Here is a 21,490-nt window from a genome sequence, read left to right on the forward strand (position 1 = left end):
GAGTAAATTTTTAGTATTTAAAGAGAGATATTGGAAGGTGCAAAATATCATTACTAAAACTTGAAGGTAGCTTTGTTGCTTTGTAAATGAAATAAAGTAGTTTACAACGGTTATTACGTTAAAATATTAAGTGCTAATTATAAAATTTTTATAATTAGAATTAAGGTGGTACCACGTCCTTCGTCCTTATTTGGCCGAAGGACTTTTTTTATTATTAAGGAGGAAAAAATGAAAGAACTATCAAAAACATATGCTCCTAAAGATTTTGAAGATAGACTTTATAAATATTGGATGGACGGCAATTATTTCAGAGCTGAAGTAGATAAGGATAAAAAGCCTTTTACTATTGTAATGCCACCTCCAAATGTTACTGGAAATCTACACATGGGACATGCAATGGGAAGTACAATTCAAGATATATTAATAAGAGAAAAAAGAATGCAAGGATATTCTGCATTATGGCTTCCAGGAACAGACCATGCTTCTATTTCAACAGAGGCAAAAGTTGTAGAAAAAATTAAAGCAGATGGAAATACTAAAGATGGACTAGGCAGAGAAGGTTTCTTAGAAGAAGCTTGGGCTTGGACTGATAAATATGGTGGAAATATAAGAAAACAACTTAGAACTCTTGGAGTATCTTGTGATTGGTCAAGAGAAAGATTTACTTTAGATGATCAATTATCAGAGGCTGTTCAAGAAGTATTTATAAGACTTTATGAAAGAGATCTTATTTATAGAGGCGACAGAATTGTAAACTGGTGTCCAAGTTGTAGAACTGCAATATCAGATGCAGAGGTAGAGCATGAAGAGACAGAAGGACTTATTTGGAAGTTCAAATATCCTCTAGAAGATGGATCAGGATATATAGAAGTAGCAACAACAAGACCAGAAACTATTCCTGGAGATTTAGCAGTTGCTGTAAATCCTGAAGATGAAAGATATAAAGATTATATTGGAAAATATGCACTTCTTCCTATTATGGATAATAAAAAAATTCCTATTCTTGCTGATGAATATGTAGAGATGGAATTTGGAACAGGTGCTGTAAAAATCACTCCATCACATGATCCTAATGACTTTGAAGTTGGAGAAAGACATAATTTAGGACAATATAAAATATTTACAGATGATGGACATTTAAATGAAAAAGCAGGGAAATATAATGGACTTGAAAGATATGAAGCTAGAAAGAAAATTATAGAAGATTTTAAAGAACTAGGATTATTTGCAGGAGAAGAACATCATCATAATTCAATAGGACATTGTGAAAGATGTAATACTGTAATAGAACCTATGATTTCAAAACAATGGTTTGTAAAAATGGAACCACTTGCAAAACCAGCTTTAGAAGCATATAGAAATGGAGAAGTAAGTTTCATACCAGAAAGATTTGCAAAGATTTATGTAAATTGGCTTGAAAATATTCGTGACTGGTGTATATCAAGACAACTTTGGTGGGGACATAGACTTCCTGTATATTATTGTGAAGAAACTGGAGAAGTTGTAGTTTCAAAAGAAAATCCTGAAAATGATGAAAAATATAAAGGGCTTCACTTCAAACAAGATGAAGACAGTTTAGATACTTGGTTTTCATCAGCATTATGGCCATTTTCTACACTAGGTTGGCCTCATAAAACAGAAGATTTAGATTATTTCTATCCAACAAATGTACTTGTTACAGGATATGACATAATATTCTTCTGGGTAGCTAGAATGATATTTACAGGAATAGATTTTATGGGAGAAGTACCTTTTGAAGATGTATTTTTAACAGGTCTTGTAAGAGATGCTCAAGGTAGAAAAATGTCTAAATCTCTTGGAAATGGTATTGATCCACTTGAAGTTATTGATGAATATGGTGCAGATGCTTTAAGACTTACTTTAGTAACAGGAAATACTCCTGGAAATGATATGAGATTCTATATGGAAAGAGTAGAAGCAAATAGAAACTTTGCAAATAAACTTTGGAATGCAACAAGATTTGTACTTATGAATCTTGATGATGATATAGATACAAATATTAATATTGATGATTTAAGAAGCGAAGATAAATGGATATTATCAAAACTACAAACTTTAATTAAAGATGTAACAGAGAAATTCGATAAATATGAAATTGGTCTTGCAGCTCAAGATATCTATGATTATATTTGGACAGAGTATTGTGATTGGTATATTGAAATGGTAAAACCAAGACTATATGGAGAGGATTCAGCTGAAAAAGAAGCTGCTAAAAAGACATTATTATATGTATTACAAAATGTATTAAAACTTCTTCATCCATTTATGCCATTTATAACTGAAGAAATTTGGCAACATTTACCAGCAGCAGAAGGTGCTTTAATAGTTGCAGATTGGCCTATTGTAAATAGTGATTATATCTTTACAGATGATGAAAAGAATATAAGCTATATTAAAGATGCTATTCGTGGCATAAGAAATGCAAGAGCTGAGATGAATATTGAAAATAATAAAAAATCAAATACAATTATTTTTACAGAAGATGAAATAGTAAAAAATATAATTGAAGAAAATAAAGGCCATCTATTAAATCTTGGATATTCAACAGATGTATTAGTAACTTCTAATAAAGAAGATACTAAAGGAGATAATATTTCAATTGTACTTGATAGATCAGAAATATTTTTACCTCTTAAAGATTTAGTAGATTATAAAAAAGAATTTGAAAGACTTTCAAAGGAAAGAAAAGATGTAGTTTCAGAAATAGAAAGAGCTACTAAAAAACTTGCCAATGAAGGATTTGTATCAAAAGCTCCAGAAAAATTAATTAATGAAGAAAAAGCAAAAAAAGAAAAATATGAAAAAATGCTTATAACTATTGATAAGAGAATAGAAAGTGTTAAAGAGAACTTATAATGGAGTTTAAAGATATAATAAATAATTTAGAAAGTAGATCAGGAAAAAAGAAATCTTATGATTTTAATAGAATGAGAAGTTTACTTCTAAAATTAGAAAATCCACAAAAAGATTTAAAATATTTTCATATAGCAGGAACAAATGGAAAAGGATCAACTTCAAATTTTATTTATAATATTTTAAAAGCAAAAGGTTATAAAACAGGGCTTTATACATCGCCTCATTTAGTTAAATATAATGAAAGAATTATAATAAATGATGATATGATTTCAGATGATGATTTTATTAGATTATTTGAAAAAGTTTTAGTGGCAGAAGATGAAATTAAAGTGGAGTTTGAAGATTTAACTTTTTTTGAAGTTATAACAGCAATTTCATTTTTATATTTTAAAGAAAATAAATGTGATTATTGTGTTTTAGAAGTTGGTATGGGAGGGCTATCAGATAGTACAAATGTAATAGATGCTTGTGATGTACTTGCATCTATTATAACTCCAATATCAATGGATCATACTGAATTTTTAGGAGATACAATAGAAGAAATTGCAGTGCAAAAAGCAGGAATAATAAAAAATAATACTTTAGTTGCTACATCAAATTCTGATGAAAAAGTATTAGATATTTTAAAAGAAACTGCAGAAATAAATAATTCTAATATATATTCTTTAAAAGATCTTGAAATATATAATGTTTTTGCAAATGAAAAGGGCTCTATATATTCTTTAAAATACAAGGATATTATTTTAGAAAATATAAAAACTTCTCTCATGGGATATTATCAAATTTATAATTCTGCACTTGCTATTTTGACAACACTAGAGCTTAGAATAAGAGGTATTCTAAATATAGATAATAAAAGTATATTAACTGGAATTAATAATGCTTATTGGCCTGGTAGAATGGAAAAAATTCACGATAATCCAATGGTAGTATTAGATGGGGCCCATAATTTAGATGGAATTAAAAATTTAACTAAAAATCTTAATATATTTAAATATGATAAATTATATATAATAGCATCTATTTTAAAAGATAAAGAACATGATAAGATGTTAAAAGAATTAAGTTTATTTGCACAAGAGATAATTTTAGTTGATTTAAATACGAAAAGAAAAACAGATATTTCTATTTTAGAGAAGGAAGTTTTAAAGTATAATACTAAAGTTTCAGTAATAGAAGATTTAAATACTGCAATTATTAAAACTTTAAATGCTGCAAAGAAGAATGATTTAATAATTATATCTGGTTCGCTTTATTTAGTAAGTGATGTAAAAGAAATAATTTTAAAAAATAAAAACAGCTTCTAATTTAGAAGCTGTTTTTATATATCGAAAATATTAATAACTTTTAGATAAAAATTCTCTGGGAATTCCTTAAAATTATTACAAATGATTTTTGCATAATCTTCTGTTGGAACCTCAAAATTAAGTGAAAATATTACAGACTCATTTTCTTTAATAGATAAATCAACATAGAATCTATCATAATCATCTTTGTAATATTGTGAAATTACAGATTGATCTTTTATTTTATTTTTCTTAAATTCTGTGATTTCATTTTTTAAATTACTTAAAATATCCTGAGGTATTTTGTTAATAAATAAATCTAAAGCTACTGTACCATCTTCTGTTATAAAGTAACAATTATCGTTATCAACGGATATTAAATTACTTTCTAACAATTCAGTTATGTATTGTTGTAAGAAAAAGTAATTTAATAAATCATTTTCAAGAATAAATCTTGATAGCTCTTCATCAACAAAAAGGTGATTAGCACCTTTAATAATATAGAGTATTATTAGCTTATGTTGAGCAAGTTCAATCATCTCTGAATTATCCATAATCCACCTCAGAAATAATTATATCATAAAAAAGCTCTAAGTTTTAAATGAAAGTGTAATCTGTTATAATTTACTAAAGGTGATTATATGGATATTAAATTTATAATGGTAATGATATTTTTAATAGTATTAATTACAATAGAACTTACTTTAATAGAAATTTTAAAGGAAATTAGAAAATTAAGAATTGAATTAAAAAAATATGAAAGAATTGAAAAATAGGGGGAAGTAATGGAAAAAGAAGAAAAGGTATTATTTTCAAGAGAAACAATACAAAATAGAGTTTGTGAACTTGGAAAAGAGTTAAGTGATGAATATAGAGACAAAGATTTATTAGTTATTTCACTACTAAGAGGTAGCTTTGTTTTTGCAGCTGATTTAGTAAGAGAAATGGATATTAAACTTGAAATAGATTTTTTAACTACTGCAAGCTATGGAAATGAAGAAACTTTTTCTGGAAAGGTTAAGTTTTTAAGTGAATTAAGATCTAAGGTTGAAGGAAGAGATGTTTTAATAGTTGATGATATTATGGATACAGGCCATACTATGAAGGCTGTTGTTGAAAAATTAAAAGAAGAAAATCCTAAATCAATTAAAACTTGTGTTGTTTTAGATAAACCTTCAAGAAGAGAAGTAGAATTAGAACCAGACTATGTAGCTTTTGAAATACCAGATGTTTTCATAGTAGGATATGGATTAAATTATGGAGATTATTGTAGGAATGTGCCCTATATCTACACATATCTATGATAGAAAAAAAGAAGTTTAAAAAAAATAATTTAAATGTATTAAGTGTAAATACCTTAACATTAGTATTATCAATATTCTTTTTAACTATTGGATATTTTATTCAAAGTAAAGATTTTTTTAAGGGCACATTTATTAATGAGGTATTTATAATATTAATACCAGCTCTATTATTATCTAGAACGGGAAAGCTAACAGAAGTGCTTAGAATTAAGAAGCTTTCTTTAAAAAACTTTTTAAGGGTAATCTTAATAGTAGTACTATCTTATCCAATAATACTATTATTAAATGGTCTATTTTTAAATATTTTGTCAAATTTTATAGAACTTAAAAATTTTTCTATGGATATTTTATTAGAAGAAGAGCCAATACTTCAGTATTTTTTCTTTTTATGTGTTGTTCCAGCAATATGTGAAGAGATATTTTTTAGAGGTGCATTAATAAACTCTTATGATATATATGGTAGCAAGTTTGCTATATTTATGTCTTCGTTAGTTTTTGCACTATTTCATTTTGATATTCAAAATTTCATAGCTCCTTTTTTACTTGGAATTTTATTTGGGAATCTTTTAGAATTAACAGGTTCTTTATTTGCTGTAATACTTGGACATTTTATAAATAATGTACTTGGAATTATTACATCAAAATATTTAAATGATCAAATATTTGCCTATTTAAAAGATACTAATATGGCTCAAGATATAGGTTCTTTGCAATTATATATTATTATAGTGTTAATTATTGCATCTATTATATCGGGGATTCTTCTTAGAAAAATTTTTGTAAGAATGAACAGAGAGAGAAAAAGACGTATTGCAAAATCTGGGAATAAAAAAAGAATTAGAGAAATTGAGTCAATTGATTTTTTCAATTTTGTACCAATAGTCGCATTAGTAATATTGTATTTTATATATTATGCAATTGTGTTTTAGCAAAAGGAGGACATTATGGACGATATTAAAAAAGCAGCAGAGTTGATTTTAAATTCGAAAAAGACATTTGCCTTAACTGGAGCAGGGATTAGCACTGAATCTGGCATAGCTGATTTTAGATCATCAACAGGATATTATTCTAAAATGGATCCTGCAATGGCACTTTCAAAAGATGTATTACTTGGAAATCCAAAAAGATTTTACAAGGAAGGATATTTGATTTTAACTGATTTAAATGAAAAAGAACCTAATAAAGGACATTTAGCTCTTGCAAAATTAGAGGAGATTGGAAAACTCAATGGTATAATAACACAAAATATTGATAATCTTCATACAAAAGCAGGAAGTAAAAATGTCTATGAAGTACATGGAGAAACTAGAGGAATTCACTGTATGGGTTGTGGAAAAGAATATCCTTTTAAAGTTATGAAAAATAAAGTAGAAAAAGGAGAAATCCCACCTAAATGTGATGAATGTGGAGGAGTTTTAAGGCCTAATGTAGTTATGTTTGGTGATATGATGCCAGATGCTTTTCAAAAGGCTTTAGCAGAACTTTATTCAACAGAACTTTTAATAGTTGTAGGATCAAGCCTTACAGTAAGTCCTGTGAATTTCTTACCTGATTATGCAGAAAAACTAATTATTATTAATAATGATCCAACACCACAAGATAGAAAGGCAGAAGTAGTATTTAATAGATCTTCAGGAGAAGTTTTAAGTCAAATACTACATGAGGTAGAAAAACAATTATGATTTATGGAGATTTTGCAAAAATCTATGATGCTTTAATGTATGATTTTGATTATGATTTAGTATATGAAACACTAAAGAATACAGTTGATAAAAATACATTAAATATTTTAGAATTAGCCTGTGGAACAGGAAGTTTAACTGAAAAACTTGCAAATAATTACAATGTAGATGCATTGGATTTGTCAGAGGATATGCTTTCTATTGCACAAAATAAAATTAATAAATTTAAAAATGTGAAATTATTTAAACAAGATATGAGATATTTTAATATGTCAAAAACTTATGATGCTTGTTTTTGTATATGTGACAGTTTAAATTATATATTAAAAAAAGATGATATAGATAATATTTTTAAAAATGTATATAATCATTTAGAAGAAAATGGAAAATTTATATTTGATTTAAATACAGAAAGAAAATTTCTAGATATGGAAGAAGTCTATGTAGAAGAAGTAGATGATGTGTTTTATGTTTGGGAAAATTATTATGATTATGAAAATAAATTAAACACCTATGGGGTAAATTTTTTCGTAGAAAAAGATGAGTTTGAAGATATTTATAAAAGAGTCTATGAAGAACATATTGAAAGAGCTTATAGTATAGATTTTGTAAAAGAGTCCTTAAAAAAAGCTGGATTTCAAGATGTAGAAATATATGATGATTATTATTTAGATGAAGTTTCTGATTTTACTCATAGATTAGTATTTATAGCTAGGAGGTAATAATGGATTATATAATTAGAGCCATTAATAAAGAAAAAGATGTAAAGATTCAAGTTGCAATAACTACTGGAATTGTAGAAAATGCAAGAAAAATTCATGGTTTATCTAAGACATCATCTGCTGCATTGGGAAGAGTGCTTACTGCAGGTGTAATGATGACTGATGATTTAAAAAACAAGGAAGATTCCTTGACAATAAATATAAGAGGCGACGGTTCAATAGGTAGAATTATCGTTACTGGAAAAAATGATGGAAAAATAAAGGGATATGTAGATCACCCAGAAGCTGATGTAGATATAAGAGAATCTGATAATAAATTAGATGTTTCTAAGATAATAGGAAATGGAACACTTACTATTGTTAAAGACTTAGGACTAAAAGAACCTTATACAGGCCAAGTTCCTTTAGTATCTGGTGAAGTAGCAGAGGATCTTGCAAATTATTTCTATACATCTGATCAAATTCCATCAGTTGTTGGACTTGGAGTTTTAGTAGATAGAGATTATTCTGTAAAAAGAGCAGGTGGATTTATTCTTCAACTTATGCCAGGAGCAAGTGAAGAAACTATTTCAAGAATAGAAGAAAATATTAAAGATATAAAAAGTGTAACTGAAATGATGGAAGAAAATTATGATGCTAAAGACATTATGAATAGAGTAATGGATGGCTTTGAAATGACTATTCTAGAGAAAAAAGAAATAGAGTATAAATGTGATTGCTCAAGAGAAAAAATAAAAGATGCTATATTAAGCTTGGGAACAGATGAAATTAATTCTATATTAAAAGAAGATAAAGAAACAGAAGTTAAGTGTTATTTCTGTAATGAATCTTATAAATTTAATGAAGAAGATTTAGAAGAATTATTAGAAATTTCTAAAAATTAAAAAAATTTTAAAAAATCTTTGATAAAGTATTGACAACTATTTTTTAAAATGGTATACTTTGTTAGTCCTTGTGAGTAAAGGACTTGCCCGGATAGCTCAGTCGGTAGAGCAGTGGACTGAAAATCCACGTGTCACTGGTTCGATTCCGGTTCCGGGCACCATCAAAGTATGCGGATGTGGCTCAGTGGTAGAGCATCGCCTTGCCAAGGCGAGGGTCGCGAGTTCGAATCTCGTCATCCGCTCCAAAGAAAAAAGAACTTTCATTTGAAAGTTCTTTTTTTTATGTTTAAATTTCATAAGTTCCTTTTCTAATTAACTCTTTTTCTTTTAACATAAACTTACCAAGAGTAATTACAGAATCAATATTATTGTCATTATCTAAAATAATTAAATCAGCATCTTTATCTTCTTTAATATAACCCTTATTTTTAAAATTAAAAGAATCAGCAACATTAGATGTAAAATAAATAAGAGCATCTTCAATAGAGTAGTCATTATCTATTAAATTTTTAAATTCTTTAAATAGAATATCTACAGATGCAACTCCCATATTAATTAAATTTCCATCACTATCATAATTTGACCAAGAACCTTGTCCATCAGAGCTAATTGTAATTCTATTTTGAGGAATATTTTTCCTAATAGAATTATTTATTGCACTAAGCACAGAAGTTTCAGTATCATCATCAATATAACCTGCAGATATATCAATATATCCTCCGATTTTTGCATACTCATAGGACTCTTTTAAGAGTTCTTTTTTTCTATTTACATGAGTTGGATGAATTGTTGTAATAGGAATATCACTATTTTCAATTACTTCTCTTATTTGTTTTAGATTTCTTTTACCATCACCCATATGAGCGATTACAACTCCAGATTTACCAGAAATCATAGCAGAAACTCTAGTATCAGAACTTAGTCTTGCAAGTTCTGAGTTTGTAATAGAAGCTGATCTATGATCATTAATAGCAATTTTAGTTCCAATAATAGGATCTATAAAAGTTATATCTTTTTTTAAAGAATTTGTAAGAGTTATAGATGGATAACCATAAGAACCTGTAAAACAATAAGCAGAAATTCCTTCTTCTCTTAGACTATAAGTTTTAGCTACTAAGTTTTCAATAGATCTAGTCTCTGAATCTGTGCCAAGTAATCCACATACAGTAGTTATACCGCCATAAATAAGTTCAGATAGGTAAATCTCTGGTGCTCTTGATCTAAAGCTTCCTTCGCCGCCTCCACCGATAATATGCACATGGTTGTCAATAAACCCTGGAACTAATTTTTTATTAGTACAATCAATAGTTTCAAATAAAATATTATCTTCTATTTGGTCGTTTATTTTTTCTATTTTGTTTCCAGAGATTAATACATCTTTAATACCAATATATTTTGGAGAAAAAACTTCGATATTTTTTAAAAGTATCATTTTTATCACCTCATAAATTATTCACTTATAAATGTAATACCAAGAACTTGATCATAAAATACAGTTAAAAATTGAAGGTTAATTGTAATATTACCTCGAACTTCAACGTTTTTTAATGTAATTACTCCATCATAAAGAGCATCATCAGGTCTAGAATTATCTTCATTTACTTTCTTGTAGTTTTCAAATGAACTTTCTGTATAATACTTTACTGCAAAATCTACAGCTTCATCTTTATTAAGAGTTGAAATATCTTTATTTTCAATTTCAGAAAAATCTGCAATTTCTCCAACAACTAAACCAAAAGATGTTAAAAGTCCTATTCTATTATTTTTAAAAGCATCATCTTTAGTAAGACCTGCCATAGTTGCTATAAAAATATTCTTTTTTGATACATATCCCATAAAATCACCTCAATTAATTTATATTATTATATTATCATAATTACACATTTAAATAAATTATCATTAGAATATATTACTGTACAATACTTTTAAATAAACAAGTAAATATTTAAAGTGCTTTTCACAAAAATTTAAAAGTTTATAAGAAAATAGATAGAATATATGTTCTAAATATATGTTCTATTAAAAAGCTTTAATTATATATTTAAAATAGTATAATAATATTATTAGTAAGGAGGTTTTTATGAAAAAGAATCCAAAAGTGCCATTAATTGTAACTTTGATTTTAATATTAATTTACATAGGTTTAAAATTTATTAAAGGAATATAAAAAAATCCAAGTTTATTTAAACTTGGATTTTTAAATTACATATTTAGAAAATTATTAACTTTTTTCCCATCATTATAACCCTTTAAATACAAAGTTTTTAAAGAATTAGTATTTTTAGTTAATGTTTTAACTCCAGCAGTATCATTTGGAGAAATAATAATAATCTTATTTTCTTCTTCTAGTTTTTTTAAGATAGAAAGTTGCTTATTGTATAAGTAAGCTCTTTTAGCAAGTTTTTTAGCTGTATTTGGGTAGGTTTTAGAAATAAGTCTTGCAATTCTAATATCTTGTCTTGGATTTCTTATATAGTTTTTTGGTTTTGTTAGTATTACAACTAATTTATCACAACCAAGTTCAAAAGCTTTTTGAAAGGGAATTGGATCTGAAATTCCGCCATCAAAATATGTCTTGTCATTAATATAATAAGGATTACAAACAAGAGGAATAGCAGAAGAAGCTTTTAAAATAGTGTAGTCATCTTGTTTCATATCATTCTTATTAAAATAAATAGCTTTTGCATTATTTGCTTCAGTGGCAACTATAAATACATCCATTGGATTTTTAATTAAATATTTATAATTTAAGGGATTTTCTCCATTAGAGTCACTAAGTGTGCTATATACATAATCTAAATCAATATAGGACTTTTTCTTTATGAAATTTCTAAGACTCATATAATCTTTTCTATGAATATATTTAGTGTAAAAGGTATAATTTCTACCTCTTTGATTTGCAGCAAAAGAAGCTATATTAGCACTTCCAGCAGAAACTCCTATTCCTATATCAAATTTAATATTTTTATCTAAACAATAATCTAAAACTCCAGCAGCATATATACCACGAAGGCCTCCGCCTACATCAATAATTCCAAGTTTAATAAAATCACCTTCTTTAAATATAAATTATAACATTATTATAAAAAACATTAAAATTTTAAATAAAAAAGACTAGTATCACCAATAAGGTTTACTAGTCTTTTAATTAATTAATAAGTTTTCATAGTAAGATAATTAAACATTAAATTTGAATACCACGACATCTCCGTCTTGCATTATATATTCTTTACCTTCACTTCTTATTAATCCTTTATCTCTTGCTACTGCCATTGAACCTGCACTTATTAAGTCATCATAAGAGATTGTATCTGCTTTTATAAAACCTCTTTCAATATCAGTATGGATTTTACCTGCTGCTTGAGGAGCCTTTGTACCACGTTTAATAGTCCAAGCACGTGTTTCTTCAGGTCCTGTTGTTAGGAAACTTATAAGTCCTAATAGGTCATAACTTGATTTTATAAGTTTATCAAGTCCAGATGAACTTAGTCCAAGTTCTTCTAAAAATAGTTCTTTTTCATCATCTTCAAGTGATTGAATTTGAGATTCTATTTCAGCACTTATTACTACTATTTCATCGCCTTGTTCTTTTGCAAATTCTTCAACAGATTGAACATATTTATTGTGAGACATATCTTCTGATAAATCGTCTTCAGCAACATTAGCTACATAAATTACAGGTTTTGCACTAAGAAGTGCATAATTTCTAACTAATTTATCTTCTTCTTCATTTAACTTTACAGTTCTAGCTGGTTCACCTTTTTCTAAAACTTCAAGTAATCTTTGAAGTAAAGCAACTTCTGGTAAAAGTTTTTTGTCGCCTTTTGCTTGTTTTTGAGTTTTAGAAAGTCTTTTTTCAATTTGTTCAAGATCTGAAAAAATAAGTTCTAGATTTATATTGTCAATATCACGAAGGGGATCTACTGATCCATCAACATGTATTATATTTTCATCTTCAAAACATCTAACAACATGTACTATAGCATCTACTTCACGAATATTTGCTAGAAATTGATTACCTAATCCTTCGCCTTTACTAGCGCCTTTTACTAAACCTGCTATATCAAAAAACTCTATACTTGTATAAAGTGTTTTTGAAGAATTGCTTATTTCAGTTAGTTTTTTTAAACGTTCATCAGGAACATTTACTACACCAATATTAGGCTCAATAGTTGCAAAAGGGTAGTTTGCTGCCTCTGCTCCAGCTTTTGTCAGTGCGTTAAATAGAGTTGATTTTCCAACATTTGGAAGTCCTACTATACCTAATTTCATTTTATCGCCTCATTTTCTTCTTTTTCAGGCTATATTATATCATAAATGTTTTTATTACCCAATGTAAAAGAGATTTATAAATTTAAGAAATATTAATTATTTTAATTTTTGATGTTTTGATTTAAAAGGATAAATTATAGAAACTATAGATATTGGAATTATATAGGCCTTAGTGTATAATAAATAAGAGAAAAGAAAATAAAGAGGTGAATAGTAATGAGTGCCATAGTCATAAATAATTTGACTAAAAGAATGGGAAAGAAAATTATTTTTTCTAACATTAATTTAGAGGTTTTAGAAGGAGAGTTTTTTTCTCTATTAGCTTTAGAAGGAGAAGGAAAAACAACACTTGCAAGAATATTATTTAATTATTTAAAACCAGCCATGGGATCTGCGACTATTTTTGATATGAATTGTTCTAAAGACTCTAAAACTATTAAAGAGAGTGTTGGTTATGTATCTGAAGAACTATTATTTCAAGAAAATATAAAAGCATCTACATTATTTAAGAAAACTTTAGCTCTTCATAATTTACAAAATACTGAAGAACTAAAATATTTATTAGACTATTTTGGATTTAATCCCAAAATAAGAGTTCCAGAAATGACAGAAAATGATAAGAAAATATTTTCTATAATAAATGCTTTAATTGTAAAACCTAGACTTATTATTTTAGATGAGCCAACTAGAGGTCTTACAGTTGAACAATCTATAAAACTATTTGAACATTTAAATAAATTAAAGACTGAAGAAGGTCTTACTATACTTTTACTTACAGATTCATTAATAGAAGCTCAAAACTATTGTGATAGAGCAGCTTACTTATATAATGGTGAAATTAAAGATATTGAATATTTAAATGATAAAATTTCAAATGATAAGATTGTAAAAATATATAGTAATATAGAAACTATTGATGCCTTTACAATGATAGGATCTAAGATTATAAAAAATACTCCTGAAGAGAAAGTTTTATATTTTGATGGAGATTTAAAAGAATTATCTAGAACTATAGCAGATTTAAATATTGATAATTATAGCATTGAAGATTCATCACTTGCTGATAAAATCACAGCTTATTACACTAAGAAGGAGGCAGAATAATGGTTTTCGAAATGGAATTTAAATCCACCTTTGGAAAAATGATAGCCTGGATATTAGTGCTACTTGTTTTAGTAGGTTTATTACTTGCATTATATCCTATGATGCTTGACTTAAATATGAAAAGTATGTTTGATAGTTTTATTTCTAGTTTAAGCACTAGTTTTAAATCAGGTTTAGGACTAGAAGAAAAAATTGATTATACTAATATGGGACAATATATTGCATTTATATATCAATATATTGCAGTTTTAATTGCTATGTTTGCTATGCAAATTGGAGCAAATTCTCTAGCTAGAGAACAAAGTCTTGGAAATATTGAATATATTTATTCAAATCCAATAAGTAGAAGTGAAATAGTTACTCAAAAATTATTATCATCTGTTTTAACTTATATAATATTCTTAGTTGTTTTAGCAGTTGCGACATTTGGTCTTGCTGTTGTACTTACTCCTAAGGATGCAGATATAAGGAAACAACAAATTGTAATTGATCTTATTAAAATATTTGTTGGACTTTTAGCAAGCGGATTTGTATATATGTCTATTGGATATTTTGTAAGTTCTCTATCTAAGACTATAAATTATACTGAAGGAATAAGTGTATTATTTGTTTTAATAAATATTATTCTTATTATTTTTGGTAAAATAAATGGTGGAACACTTAAAAATATTATTAATAATTTTTCTTTAGAAGTATTTAAACCAATAAAAATGTTAACAGGAACTTTTTCAATAGTTGGAATATTAATAAATTTAGTAGTTTTTGTTATATTTATTTTATTGACTTATTTAGTTTATGATAAAAAAGAATTGAAATTTTAAATCCCAAGAAATTGGGATTTTTTAATTATAAGTTTATTTATTTGTTGAATGTTAAAAAATATTATGATATACTTATTTACGATAATTAAAACACACACTTTTAGATGGTTTAAGAGTTGCTTATATAGTCCTTAAATCAAATGACAAAAGTGGAAGAATAAAAAACGGAGGTGGATATTTTGTCAGTTATATCAATGAAAAATTTATTAGAGGCTGGTGTTCATTTTGGACATCAAACTAGAAGATGGAATCCTAAAATGGATAGATTTATATTTACTGAAAGAAATGGTATTTATATTATAGATCTTCAAAAAACTGTCAAAAAAGTAGACGAAGCTTATGAATTCGTAAGAGAAATATCAGCAGAAGGTGGAACAATTCTTTTTGTAGGAACTAAAAAACAAGCACAAGATGCTATTGAAAAAGAAGCTAAAAAATGCGAAATGCCATTTATTAACCAAAGATGGTTAGGTGGACTTCTTACAAACTACAAAACAATCAAAAAAAGAATTGAAAGATTAAATGAATTAAATGTTATGGAAGAAGACGGAACTTTCGACATTCTACCTAAAAAAGAAGTAATTGAATTAAAACATGAAAGAGAAAGACTTGAAAAATTCCTAGGTGGAATTAAAAACATGGAAGGTATGCCAGATGCTATCTTTATTGTAGATCCACGTAAGGAAAGAATCGCAGTAAAAGAAGCTCACATACTAGGAATTCCAATCGTAGGAATTGTAGATACAAACTGTGATCCAGATGAAATTGATTATCCAATTCCTGGAAATGATGATGCTATTAGAGCTGTTAAACTTGTAACCGAAACAATTGCAAATGCAGTATTGGAAGGAAAGCAAGGTACTCAAACTGAAGATTCAGAAGAGCAACCCGTCATAGAAAAAGAAGAATTAGAATAATATATTTATGAGAGTTCTAAAGCTATGCCTTTAAGACTCTCATTTTTTTTAGGAGGTATATATATGAAAATTAGTGCAGCACTTGTAAAAGAATTAAGAGACAAATCCGGAGCAGGAATGATGGACGCTAAAAAAGCCTTAGTAGAATCAGAAGGTAATATTGATAAAGCGATGGACCTTTTAAGAGAAAAGGGACTTGCAAGCGTAGCTAAAAAATCTGGAAGAATTGCATCAGAAGGTATTGTAGAATCATATGTACATGGTGGAAGAATTGGTGTTTTAGTAGAAATTAACTCTGAAACAGACTTTGTTGCTAAAAACGAAGAATTCCAACAATTCGCTAAAGACATTGCTATGCAAGTAGCAGCTGTTAATCCAAAATACTTAAATCGTGATGAAGTACCAGCTGATGAAGTTGAACACGAAAAAGAAATTCTTAAAGAACAAGCTTTAAACGAAGGAAAACCAGAACACATCGTTGAAAAAATGATCGTTGGCAGAATGGAAAAATTCTTTGAAGAAATTTGTTTAATGGATCAAAAATTCATTAAAGATGGCGACAAAAAAATAATCGATCTTCAAAATGATCTTGCAGCTAAGATTGGTGAAAACATTAAAATTAGAAGATTTGTAAGATTTGAAGTTGGCGAAGGTCTTGAAAAAAGAGAAGAAGACTTTGCAGCTGAAGTAGCAAAACAAATTGGTCAATAATAGGGAGATATCTATGAATCCAAAATATCGCAGAATTGTTTTAAAATTAAGTGGAGAAGCTATGGCTGGTGAACAAGGTATTGGTATTGATATTGATACTGTTAAACAAATAGCTTCACAAATAAAAAGCATTCATGAAATGGGTGTAGAAACTAGCGTTGTTATTGGAGGCGGTAACTTTTGGAGAGGTAGAGATGCTCTAACAATTGATAGAGCAACTTCTGACTATATGGGAATGCTTGGAACTGTAATGAATGGACTTGCATTTCAAGACTGTCTTGAAGAAATGGGTGTTACTACAAGACTTCAAACAGCTATAGAAATGAAAGAAGTAGCAGAACCATATATTAGAAGACGTGCCATAAGACATTTAGAAAAAAATAGAGTTGTTATTTTTTCGGCAGGAACAGGAAATCCATTTTTCTCAACTGATACAACAGCAGCACTAAGAGCTGCTGAGATTGATGCTGATGTAATTCTATTAGCAAAAAAAGGTGTTGATGGTATTTACGACTCAGACCCAAAATTCAATAAAGATGCCAAAAAATTTGACAATCTAACATACTATGAAATATTAAGCCGTGAGTTAAAAATTATGGACTCAACTGCAACATCTTTATGTATGGATAATGAAATTCCTTTAATAGTATTTGGAATAGATGAGCCAAACTCAATGATAGATGTTGTTTGTGGTAAGGACATAGGTACTAATGTTAAATAAGGGGGATATATATGATATCTGATCTTAAAAAAGATGCTGAATCAAGAATGACTAAAACTGTAGATGTTTATAAAGAAGATCTACAAACTATAAGAGCAGGCCGTGCTAATCCAGCATTATTAGACAAAATTACTGTTGAATGTTATGGACAACAAACTCCATTAAATCAAGTTGCTGGAATCTCTGCACCTGAAGCTAGACTTTTAGTTATACAACCATGGGATGCAAACTTAATTCCTGAAATAGAAAAATCTATTCTTAGATCTGATTTAGGAATAAATCCATCAAATGATGGAAAAGTAGTAAGACTTGTTATTCCACAACTAACAGAAGAAAGACGTTTAGATCTTACTAAAATTGTAAAGAAAAATGGCGAAAATGCTAAAATTGCAATTAGAAATATTAGACGTGAAGTAATAGATGACATTAAAAAAAGAGAAAAATCAAAAGAAATTAGTGAAGATGATAGAATTGTTGGAGAAGAAGAAATTCAAAAAATCACTGACAAATTTATTGACGAATTAGATAAAATAACTAAAGCAAAAGAAGAAGAATTAATGGAAATTTAATTAATAGGGCCGAAAGGCCCTTTTTTTAAAAGGAGATTTATGGAAACCTTAAAATCAAAAATAGATATGAATAGACTTCCTCATCATATTGGAATAATTATGGACGGAAATGGAAGATGGGCTAAAAATAGAAATTTGCCTAGAAGTATGGGCCATAAAGAAGGAGCAAAAAGAGTAATAGACATAGTAGAAGCTTCTTATAAACTTGGGATTGAATCTCTATCTTTATATGCTTTTTCCACAGAAACTTGGAAAAGGCCAGAAGAAGAAGTAAATAAACTTATGGAACTTTTGATTTATTATATTAGAACTCAACTTAATAAAATAATAAAAAACAATATTAAAATAAATGTAATGGGTGATATTACAAAACTTCCTAAGAAAGTTCAAAGTGAAGTAGAAAGAGTATTATCTCTTACAAAATCAAATGATCAAATGACATTAAATATAGGTCTTAACTATGGCGGACGAGATGAGATAATTAAAGCTGTTAAAAATATTTCTAAAGAGTATAAAGAGGGTATTATAGATATAGAGGATATAGATGAAAATACTTTTAGTGATTATCTTTATACAAAGGGCCAACCAGAACTTGATTTGCTAATAAGATCAAGTGGTGAATTAAGAGTTAGTAATTTTATGCTATATCAGCTAGCTTATTGCGAATTTTGGTTTTCAAATATATTGTGGCCAGATTTTAAAGAAGAATTATTATACAAAGCCATAATAGACTATCAAAATAGAGACAGAAGGTTTGGTGGGATATAATTGACAGAATTACAAAAAAGAGTTTTAACAGGTATAGTGGGAATAGTAGTTTTATTATTCGTACTAATGCAAGGCGGAATCTTTTTAAAATTAGCACTATTTCTTTTATCAGTAGAAGTAGTTAGAGAACTTTATAATGCTTTTAGAAATATTAAAATAAATTTAAATATAATAAGTTTATTAATAGGTTGTATATCTTTATTTATATTTGAAATTTATGAAGTGTCTTTAGATTTTAGTATTATTTTAGTTTTAATTTCATCTTTTATATTTGTATTATTTAGCGAAAAGTACTCATTAAATGATATTGCTTTTACAGTTTTTTCTTTTATATATGGTCCTTACTTATTAAATTTACTATATGGTTTAGACAAAAGTTTAATATATTTAGTATTTATTATAGCATTTAGTACAGATACATTTGCTTATTTTATAGGATCTGCTATTGGAAAACATAAATTAATCCCAAAAGTAAGTCCGAATAAATCTATTGAAGGGGCACTTGGTGGCATTATAGGATGTTTAGTATTGACATTAATATACTTTTACTATATAAAATTACCTATAAATATTTTATCTATAATATTTATTATTATTGCTTCAATGGCAGGACAGATAGGAGATTTATTTGCATCAAAAATAAAAAGAATTACAGGAATAAAAGATTATGCTAAGATTTTACCTGGACATGGTGGAATTTTAGATAGATTTGATAGTACTATTTTAATTATTCCATTTATTTATATTTTACAGTTCTTTTTATTCTAAAATGGAGGTATTATGGCAACATTAATAGGATCTATAATAGTATTTATGCTAGTTATAATGCTACATGAACTTGGGCATTTTACAGTAGCTAAATTAGTTGGAATAAAGGTAAATGAATTTTCAATTGGTATGGGACCAAAGTTAATTCAAAAGGAAAAAGGAGAAACTAAATACTCCATTAGAGCACTTCCTATTGGAGGATATGTTGCTATGGAAGGTGAAGAAGAATCATCAGATGATCCAAGAAGTTTTGAAAATGTTTCAATTCCAAAGAAAATGGCAGTTGTACTTGCAGGAGCTTTTATGAATTTTGTTCTGGCAATAGTTGCCTTTTTCTTTGTTGCGCTTTTACTAGGATCTTCAACTACAAATGTAGGTGTAGTTATTGAAAATTCTCCAGCTTATATAGCAGGAGTTCAAAAAGATGATAAAATTTTATCTGTAAATGATAAAGAAATTAAATCATGGCAAGAAACTATTGAAGAAATTTCATCAACACAAAATAGTGAGATTATTAAATTAGAATTAGATAGAAATGGTGAAAAGATAACTAAAGAAATTACACCTGAGCTAAAAGATGGAGTTCCAACAGTTGGAATAGGTACAAAACTTGAAAAGTCTGTATCAAAATCTATCTTATCAGCTTTTCAAATGACATGGTATATAGTTATAAGTATAATTGATGTATTTAAGTTGATTTTTAGTGGAAACTTCAATATGCAATTATTATCTGGACCAGTTGGAGTAATATCTCAAATTGGAAAAGAAACGGCAAAGGGAATTGTCTATTTAATCAATATACTAGGTATAATAAGTGCAAACTTAGGAGTTGTAAATTTACTTCCTATTCCTGCACTTGATGGTGGAAAATTCTTATTTTTATTAATAGAAGCAATCACTGGCAAAAAAATCAATGAAAAGTTTGAAACAACTATTAGTTTAATAGGTTTTAGCTTTTTAATAGGTTTAATGCTATATGTGACAATATTTGGAGATTTAGCAAGGATAATTAGTAGGTAATAATATGATAAATAGAAAAAAAACAAAACAAATTAAAGTAGGAAATTTATATATTGGTAAAGATGCACCTATATCAGTGCAGTCTATGACTAATACAATTACAAAAGATATAGATAAAACAGTAGAACAAATTTTAAAATTAGAAGATGCAGGTTGTGATATTATTAGATTTGCTGTAAATGATTTAGAAGACGCAGCAGCAATTCCAATTATTAAAAGTAAAATTAATATTCCAACTATAGCAGATATACAATATGATTATAGACTAGCATTTGCATCTGCTGAAAATGGAATAGATGGACTTAGAATTAATCCTGGAAATATTGGTGAAAGATGGAAAGTTGAAGAAGTAGTAAAAGCTTGCAAAGAACATAATATTTCAATAAGAGTTGGTGTTAATTCAGGATCTGTTAAAAAAGAGTTTTTGGAAAAATATAATGGAGTAAATGAAGAATCAATATGTTACTCAGCACTAGAAGAAATTGAAATTTTAGAATCTATGAATTTTAATGATATAAAAGTTTCTCTAAAGGCAAGTGATGTTAATTTATCTATAGCATCTTATACTAGATTTTCAGAATTAAGCGATTATCCATTACATTTAGGTATTACAGAAGCAGGACCTGCTTTTGCAGGAACAATAAAATCTTCTGTTGGAATAGGTACTTTACTTGCTAATGGAATAGGGGATACTATAAGAGTATCACTTACAGCTGATCCTGTTGAAGAGGTTAAAGTTGGTCGTGAAATCTTAAAGTCCTTAGGCTTATATACTAAAGGAATAGATATAGTATCTTGTCCTACTTGTGCTAGAACTAAAATAAATTTATTAGAAATTGTTGAAGAAGCTCAAAAAAGACTTGATAAAATAAAAGATAAAAATTTAAAAGTTGCTCTTATGGGATGTGCTGTAAATGGACCTGGAGAAGCTCGTGAAGCTGATATTGGAATAGCAGGTGGAGATGGAGAAGGCATCATCTTTAAAAAGGGAGTAATCGTTAAAAAGGTAAGAGAAGAAGACTTACTAGATGAATTATTTAAAGAAATAGAAAAGTTATAGGTGA

23 protein-coding genes, 2 tRNA genes and 1 other annotated feature (1 of these 26 only partly in view) are annotated in these 21,490 nt (G+C 27.7%); of the genes, 20 read left to right on the top strand and 5 right to left on the bottom strand.

The annotated features are described in order from the left end of the window. Nucleotides 1–191 (top strand) — a binding site (T-box leader); it begins 20 nt to the left of the window's first position. 37 nt (nt 192–228) lie between these two features. Both J2Z71_RS05020 and J2Z71_RS05025 read left to right on the top strand, forming a co-directional pair. Continuing rightward, nucleotides 229–2,877: a valine--tRNA ligase gene (locus J2Z71_RS05020; protein WP_210060760.1), complete on the top strand. Its 2,649-nt coding sequence runs from the start codon at nt 229–231 to the stop codon at nt 2,875–2,877. Next, a complete protein-coding gene (locus J2Z71_RS05025; RefSeq protein WP_210060761.1) occupies nt 2,877–4,184 on the top strand; it encodes a bifunctional folylpolyglutamate synthase/dihydrofolate synthase in 1,308 nt (435 codons plus the stop codon). The genes J2Z71_RS05020 and J2Z71_RS05025 overlap by 1 nt, the downstream gene beginning before the upstream one ends. 14 nt (nt 4,185–4,198) lie before the next feature. Here the strand turns inward: J2Z71_RS05025 and J2Z71_RS05030 are convergent, their stop codons facing one another. Beyond that, on the bottom strand, nt 4,199–4,717 hold the full coding sequence (locus J2Z71_RS05030; protein ID WP_210060762.1) for a DUF4364 family protein: 519 nt from the start codon (nt 4,715–4,717) through the stop codon (nt 4,199–4,201). A gap of 87 nt (nt 4,718–4,804) precedes the next feature. Between J2Z71_RS05030 and J2Z71_RS09005 the strand changes: the two genes are divergently transcribed. From J2Z71_RS09005 to J2Z71_RS05065, 8 genes are all read left to right on the top strand, one after another. Continuing rightward, complete coding sequence (locus J2Z71_RS09005; RefSeq protein ID WP_280954009.1) at nt 4,805–4,939, top strand: hypothetical protein; 135 nt, start codon at nt 4,805–4,807, stop codon at nt 4,937–4,939. 9 nt (nt 4,940–4,948) lie between these two features. Then, a complete protein-coding gene (gene hpt, locus J2Z71_RS05035; RefSeq protein WP_210060763.1) occupies nt 4,949–5,467 on the top strand; it encodes a hypoxanthine phosphoribosyltransferase in 519 nt (172 codons plus the stop codon). Next, complete coding sequence (locus J2Z71_RS05040) at nt 5,464–6,396, top strand: type II CAAX endopeptidase family protein (RefSeq protein ID WP_210060764.1); 933 nt, start codon at nt 5,464–5,466, stop codon at nt 6,394–6,396. The genes hpt and J2Z71_RS05040 overlap by 4 nt, the downstream gene beginning before the upstream one ends. A 15-nt stretch (nt 6,397–6,411) precedes the next feature. Further along, nucleotides 6,412–7,149 (top strand): SIR2 family NAD-dependent protein deacylase, encoded by a 738-nt coding sequence (locus tag J2Z71_RS05045; protein WP_210060765.1) that lies wholly within the window; start codon nt 6,412–6,414, stop codon nt 7,147–7,149. Then, a complete protein-coding gene (locus tag J2Z71_RS05050; RefSeq protein WP_210060766.1) occupies nt 7,146–7,871 on the top strand; it encodes a class I SAM-dependent DNA methyltransferase in 726 nt (241 codons plus the stop codon). The genes J2Z71_RS05045 and J2Z71_RS05050 overlap by 4 nt, the downstream gene beginning before the upstream one ends. A 2-nt stretch (nt 7,872–7,873) precedes the next feature. After that, nucleotides 7,874–8,755: an Hsp33 family molecular chaperone HslO gene (gene hslO / locus J2Z71_RS05055; protein ID WP_210060767.1), complete on the top strand. Its 882-nt coding sequence runs from the start codon at nt 7,874–7,876 to the stop codon at nt 8,753–8,755. Nucleotides 8,756–8,840: 85 nt separating this feature from the next. Continuing rightward, nucleotides 8,841–8,916, top strand: a tRNA-Phe gene (locus J2Z71_RS05060). Between the two features lie 9 nt (nt 8,917–8,925). Then, nucleotides 8,926–9,000: transfer RNA gene (locus J2Z71_RS05065), tRNA-Gly, on the top strand. A gap of 41 nt (nt 9,001–9,041) precedes the next feature. Here the strand turns inward: J2Z71_RS05065 and iadA are convergent. From iadA to ychF, 4 genes are all read right to left on the bottom strand, one after another. Then, nucleotides 9,042–10,187, bottom strand: a complete 1,146-nt coding sequence (gene iadA / locus J2Z71_RS05070; protein ID WP_210060768.1) for a beta-aspartyl-peptidase — start codon at nt 10,185–10,187, stop codon at nt 9,042–9,044. A gap of 17 nt (nt 10,188–10,204) precedes the next feature. After that, a complete protein-coding gene (locus J2Z71_RS05075) occupies nt 10,205–10,591 on the bottom strand; it encodes a hypothetical protein (protein ID WP_210060769.1) in 387 nt (128 codons plus the stop codon). Between the two features lie 366 nt (nt 10,592–10,957). After that, the gene (locus J2Z71_RS05080) at nt 10,958–11,821 is read right to left on the bottom strand and encodes a patatin-like phospholipase family protein (protein WP_342590801.1); all 864 of its coding nucleotides are present in this window, start codon (nt 11,819–11,821) and stop codon (nt 10,958–10,960) included. 111 nt (nt 11,822–11,932) lie between these two features. Next, nucleotides 11,933–13,027: a redox-regulated ATPase YchF gene (ychF, locus tag J2Z71_RS05085; protein ID WP_210060770.1), complete on the bottom strand. Its 1,095-nt coding sequence runs from the start codon at nt 13,025–13,027 to the stop codon at nt 11,933–11,935. 216 nt (nt 13,028–13,243) lie between these two features. Here ychF and J2Z71_RS05090 point away from each other — a divergent pair, with 216 nt between their 5' ends. From J2Z71_RS05090 to ispG, 10 genes are all read left to right on the top strand, one after another. Beyond that, nucleotides 13,244–14,131 carry an ATP-binding cassette domain-containing protein gene (locus J2Z71_RS05090; RefSeq protein WP_210060771.1) on the top strand — a complete coding sequence of 296 codons (888 nt, stop codon included), beginning with the start codon at nt 13,244–13,246 and terminating at the stop codon, nt 14,129–14,131. Then, nucleotides 14,131–14,952, top strand: a complete 822-nt coding sequence (locus J2Z71_RS05095) for an ABC transporter permease subunit (RefSeq protein WP_210060772.1) — start codon at nt 14,131–14,133, stop codon at nt 14,950–14,952. Before J2Z71_RS05090 ends, J2Z71_RS05095 begins: the two co-directional genes overlap by 1 nt. Nucleotides 14,953–15,131: 179 nt before the next feature. Continuing rightward, on the top strand, nt 15,132–15,869 hold the full coding sequence (rpsB, locus tag J2Z71_RS05100; protein ID WP_210060773.1) for a 30S ribosomal protein S2: 738 nt from the start codon (nt 15,132–15,134) through the stop codon (nt 15,867–15,869). Nucleotides 15,870–15,932: 63 nt separating this feature from the next. After that, a complete protein-coding gene (tsf, locus tag J2Z71_RS05105) occupies nt 15,933–16,580 on the top strand; it encodes a translation elongation factor Ts (RefSeq protein WP_210060774.1) in 648 nt (215 codons plus the stop codon). 13 nt (nt 16,581–16,593) lie between these two features. After that, complete coding sequence (gene pyrH, locus J2Z71_RS05110) at nt 16,594–17,301, top strand: UMP kinase (protein WP_210060775.1); 708 nt, start codon at nt 16,594–16,596, stop codon at nt 17,299–17,301. A gap of 11 nt (nt 17,302–17,312) precedes the next feature. After that, nucleotides 17,313–17,870, top strand: coding sequence for a ribosome recycling factor (gene frr / locus J2Z71_RS05115; RefSeq protein WP_210060776.1), 558 nt, complete (start codon nt 17,313–17,315; stop codon nt 17,868–17,870). A gap of 39 nt (nt 17,871–17,909) precedes the next feature. After that, a complete protein-coding gene (locus tag J2Z71_RS05120) occupies nt 17,910–18,638 on the top strand; it encodes an undecaprenyl pyrophosphate synthase (protein ID WP_210060777.1) in 729 nt (242 codons plus the stop codon). Beyond that, the gene (locus tag J2Z71_RS05125) at nt 18,639–19,406 is read left to right on the top strand and encodes a phosphatidate cytidylyltransferase (protein ID WP_210060778.1); all 768 of its coding nucleotides are present in this window, start codon (nt 18,639–18,641) and stop codon (nt 19,404–19,406) included. It begins immediately after the preceding gene. Nucleotides 19,407–19,418: 12 nt separating this feature from the next. Further along, nucleotides 19,419–20,426, top strand: coding sequence for an RIP metalloprotease RseP (gene rseP, locus J2Z71_RS05130; RefSeq protein ID WP_210060779.1), 1,008 nt, complete (start codon nt 19,419–19,421; stop codon nt 20,424–20,426). Between the two features lie 4 nt (nt 20,427–20,430). Next, a complete protein-coding gene (gene ispG, locus J2Z71_RS05135) occupies nt 20,431–21,486 on the top strand; it encodes a flavodoxin-dependent (E)-4-hydroxy-3-methylbut-2-enyl-diphosphate synthase (RefSeq protein ID WP_210060780.1) in 1,056 nt (351 codons plus the stop codon). The last annotated feature ends 4 nt before the right edge of the window (nt 21,487–21,490 follow it).

Source organism: Peptoniphilus stercorisuis, from assembly GCF_017874395.1.
GTDB classification, from domain to species: Bacteria; Bacillota; Clostridia; order Tissierellales; family Peptoniphilaceae; genus Anaerosphaera; species Anaerosphaera stercorisuis.

Coding starts and splice junctions, on each gene's coding strand:
- J2Z71_RS05020 (WP_210060760.1), top strand. CDS start 229: ATGAAAGAACTATCAAAAACATATGCTCCTAAAGATTTTGAAGATAGA.
- J2Z71_RS05025 (WP_210060761.1), top strand. CDS start 2,877: ATGGAGTTTAAAGATATAATAAATAATTTAGAAAGTAGATCAGGAAAA.
- J2Z71_RS05030 (WP_210060762.1), bottom strand. CDS start 4,717: ATGGATAATTCAGAGATGATTGAACTTGCTCAACATAAGCTAATAATA.
- J2Z71_RS09005 (WP_280954009.1), top strand. CDS start 4,805: ATGGATATTAAATTTATAATGGTAATGATATTTTTAATAGTATTAATT.
- hpt (WP_210060763.1), top strand. CDS start 4,949: ATGGAAAAAGAAGAAAAGGTATTATTTTCAAGAGAAACAATACAAAAT.
- J2Z71_RS05040 (WP_210060764.1), top strand. CDS start 5,464: ATGATAGAAAAAAAGAAGTTTAAAAAAAATAATTTAAATGTATTAAGT.
- J2Z71_RS05045 (WP_210060765.1), top strand. CDS start 6,412: ATGGACGATATTAAAAAAGCAGCAGAGTTGATTTTAAATTCGAAAAAG.
- J2Z71_RS05050 (WP_210060766.1), top strand. CDS start 7,146: ATGATTTATGGAGATTTTGCAAAAATCTATGATGCTTTAATGTATGAT.
- hslO (WP_210060767.1), top strand. CDS start 7,874: ATGGATTATATAATTAGAGCCATTAATAAAGAAAAAGATGTAAAGATT.
- iadA (WP_210060768.1), bottom strand. CDS start 10,187: ATGATACTTTTAAAAAATATCGAAGTTTTTTCTCCAAAATATATTGGT.
- J2Z71_RS05075 (WP_210060769.1), bottom strand. CDS start 10,591: ATGGGATATGTATCAAAAAAGAATATTTTTATAGCAACTATGGCAGGT.
- ychF (WP_210060770.1), bottom strand. CDS start 13,027: ATGAAATTAGGTATAGTAGGACTTCCAAATGTTGGAAAATCAACTCTA.
- J2Z71_RS05090 (WP_210060771.1), top strand. CDS start 13,244: ATGAGTGCCATAGTCATAAATAATTTGACTAAAAGAATGGGAAAGAAA.
- J2Z71_RS05095 (WP_210060772.1), top strand. CDS start 14,131: ATGGTTTTCGAAATGGAATTTAAATCCACCTTTGGAAAAATGATAGCC.
- tsf (WP_210060774.1), top strand. CDS start 15,933: ATGAAAATTAGTGCAGCACTTGTAAAAGAATTAAGAGACAAATCCGGA.
- pyrH (WP_210060775.1), top strand. CDS start 16,594: ATGAATCCAAAATATCGCAGAATTGTTTTAAAATTAAGTGGAGAAGCT.
- frr (WP_210060776.1), top strand. CDS start 17,313: ATGATATCTGATCTTAAAAAAGATGCTGAATCAAGAATGACTAAAACT.
- J2Z71_RS05120 (WP_210060777.1), top strand. CDS start 17,910: ATGGAAACCTTAAAATCAAAAATAGATATGAATAGACTTCCTCATCAT.
- rseP (WP_210060779.1), top strand. CDS start 19,419: ATGGCAACATTAATAGGATCTATAATAGTATTTATGCTAGTTATAATG.
- ispG (WP_210060780.1), top strand. CDS start 20,431: ATGATAAATAGAAAAAAAACAAAACAAATTAAAGTAGGAAATTTATAT.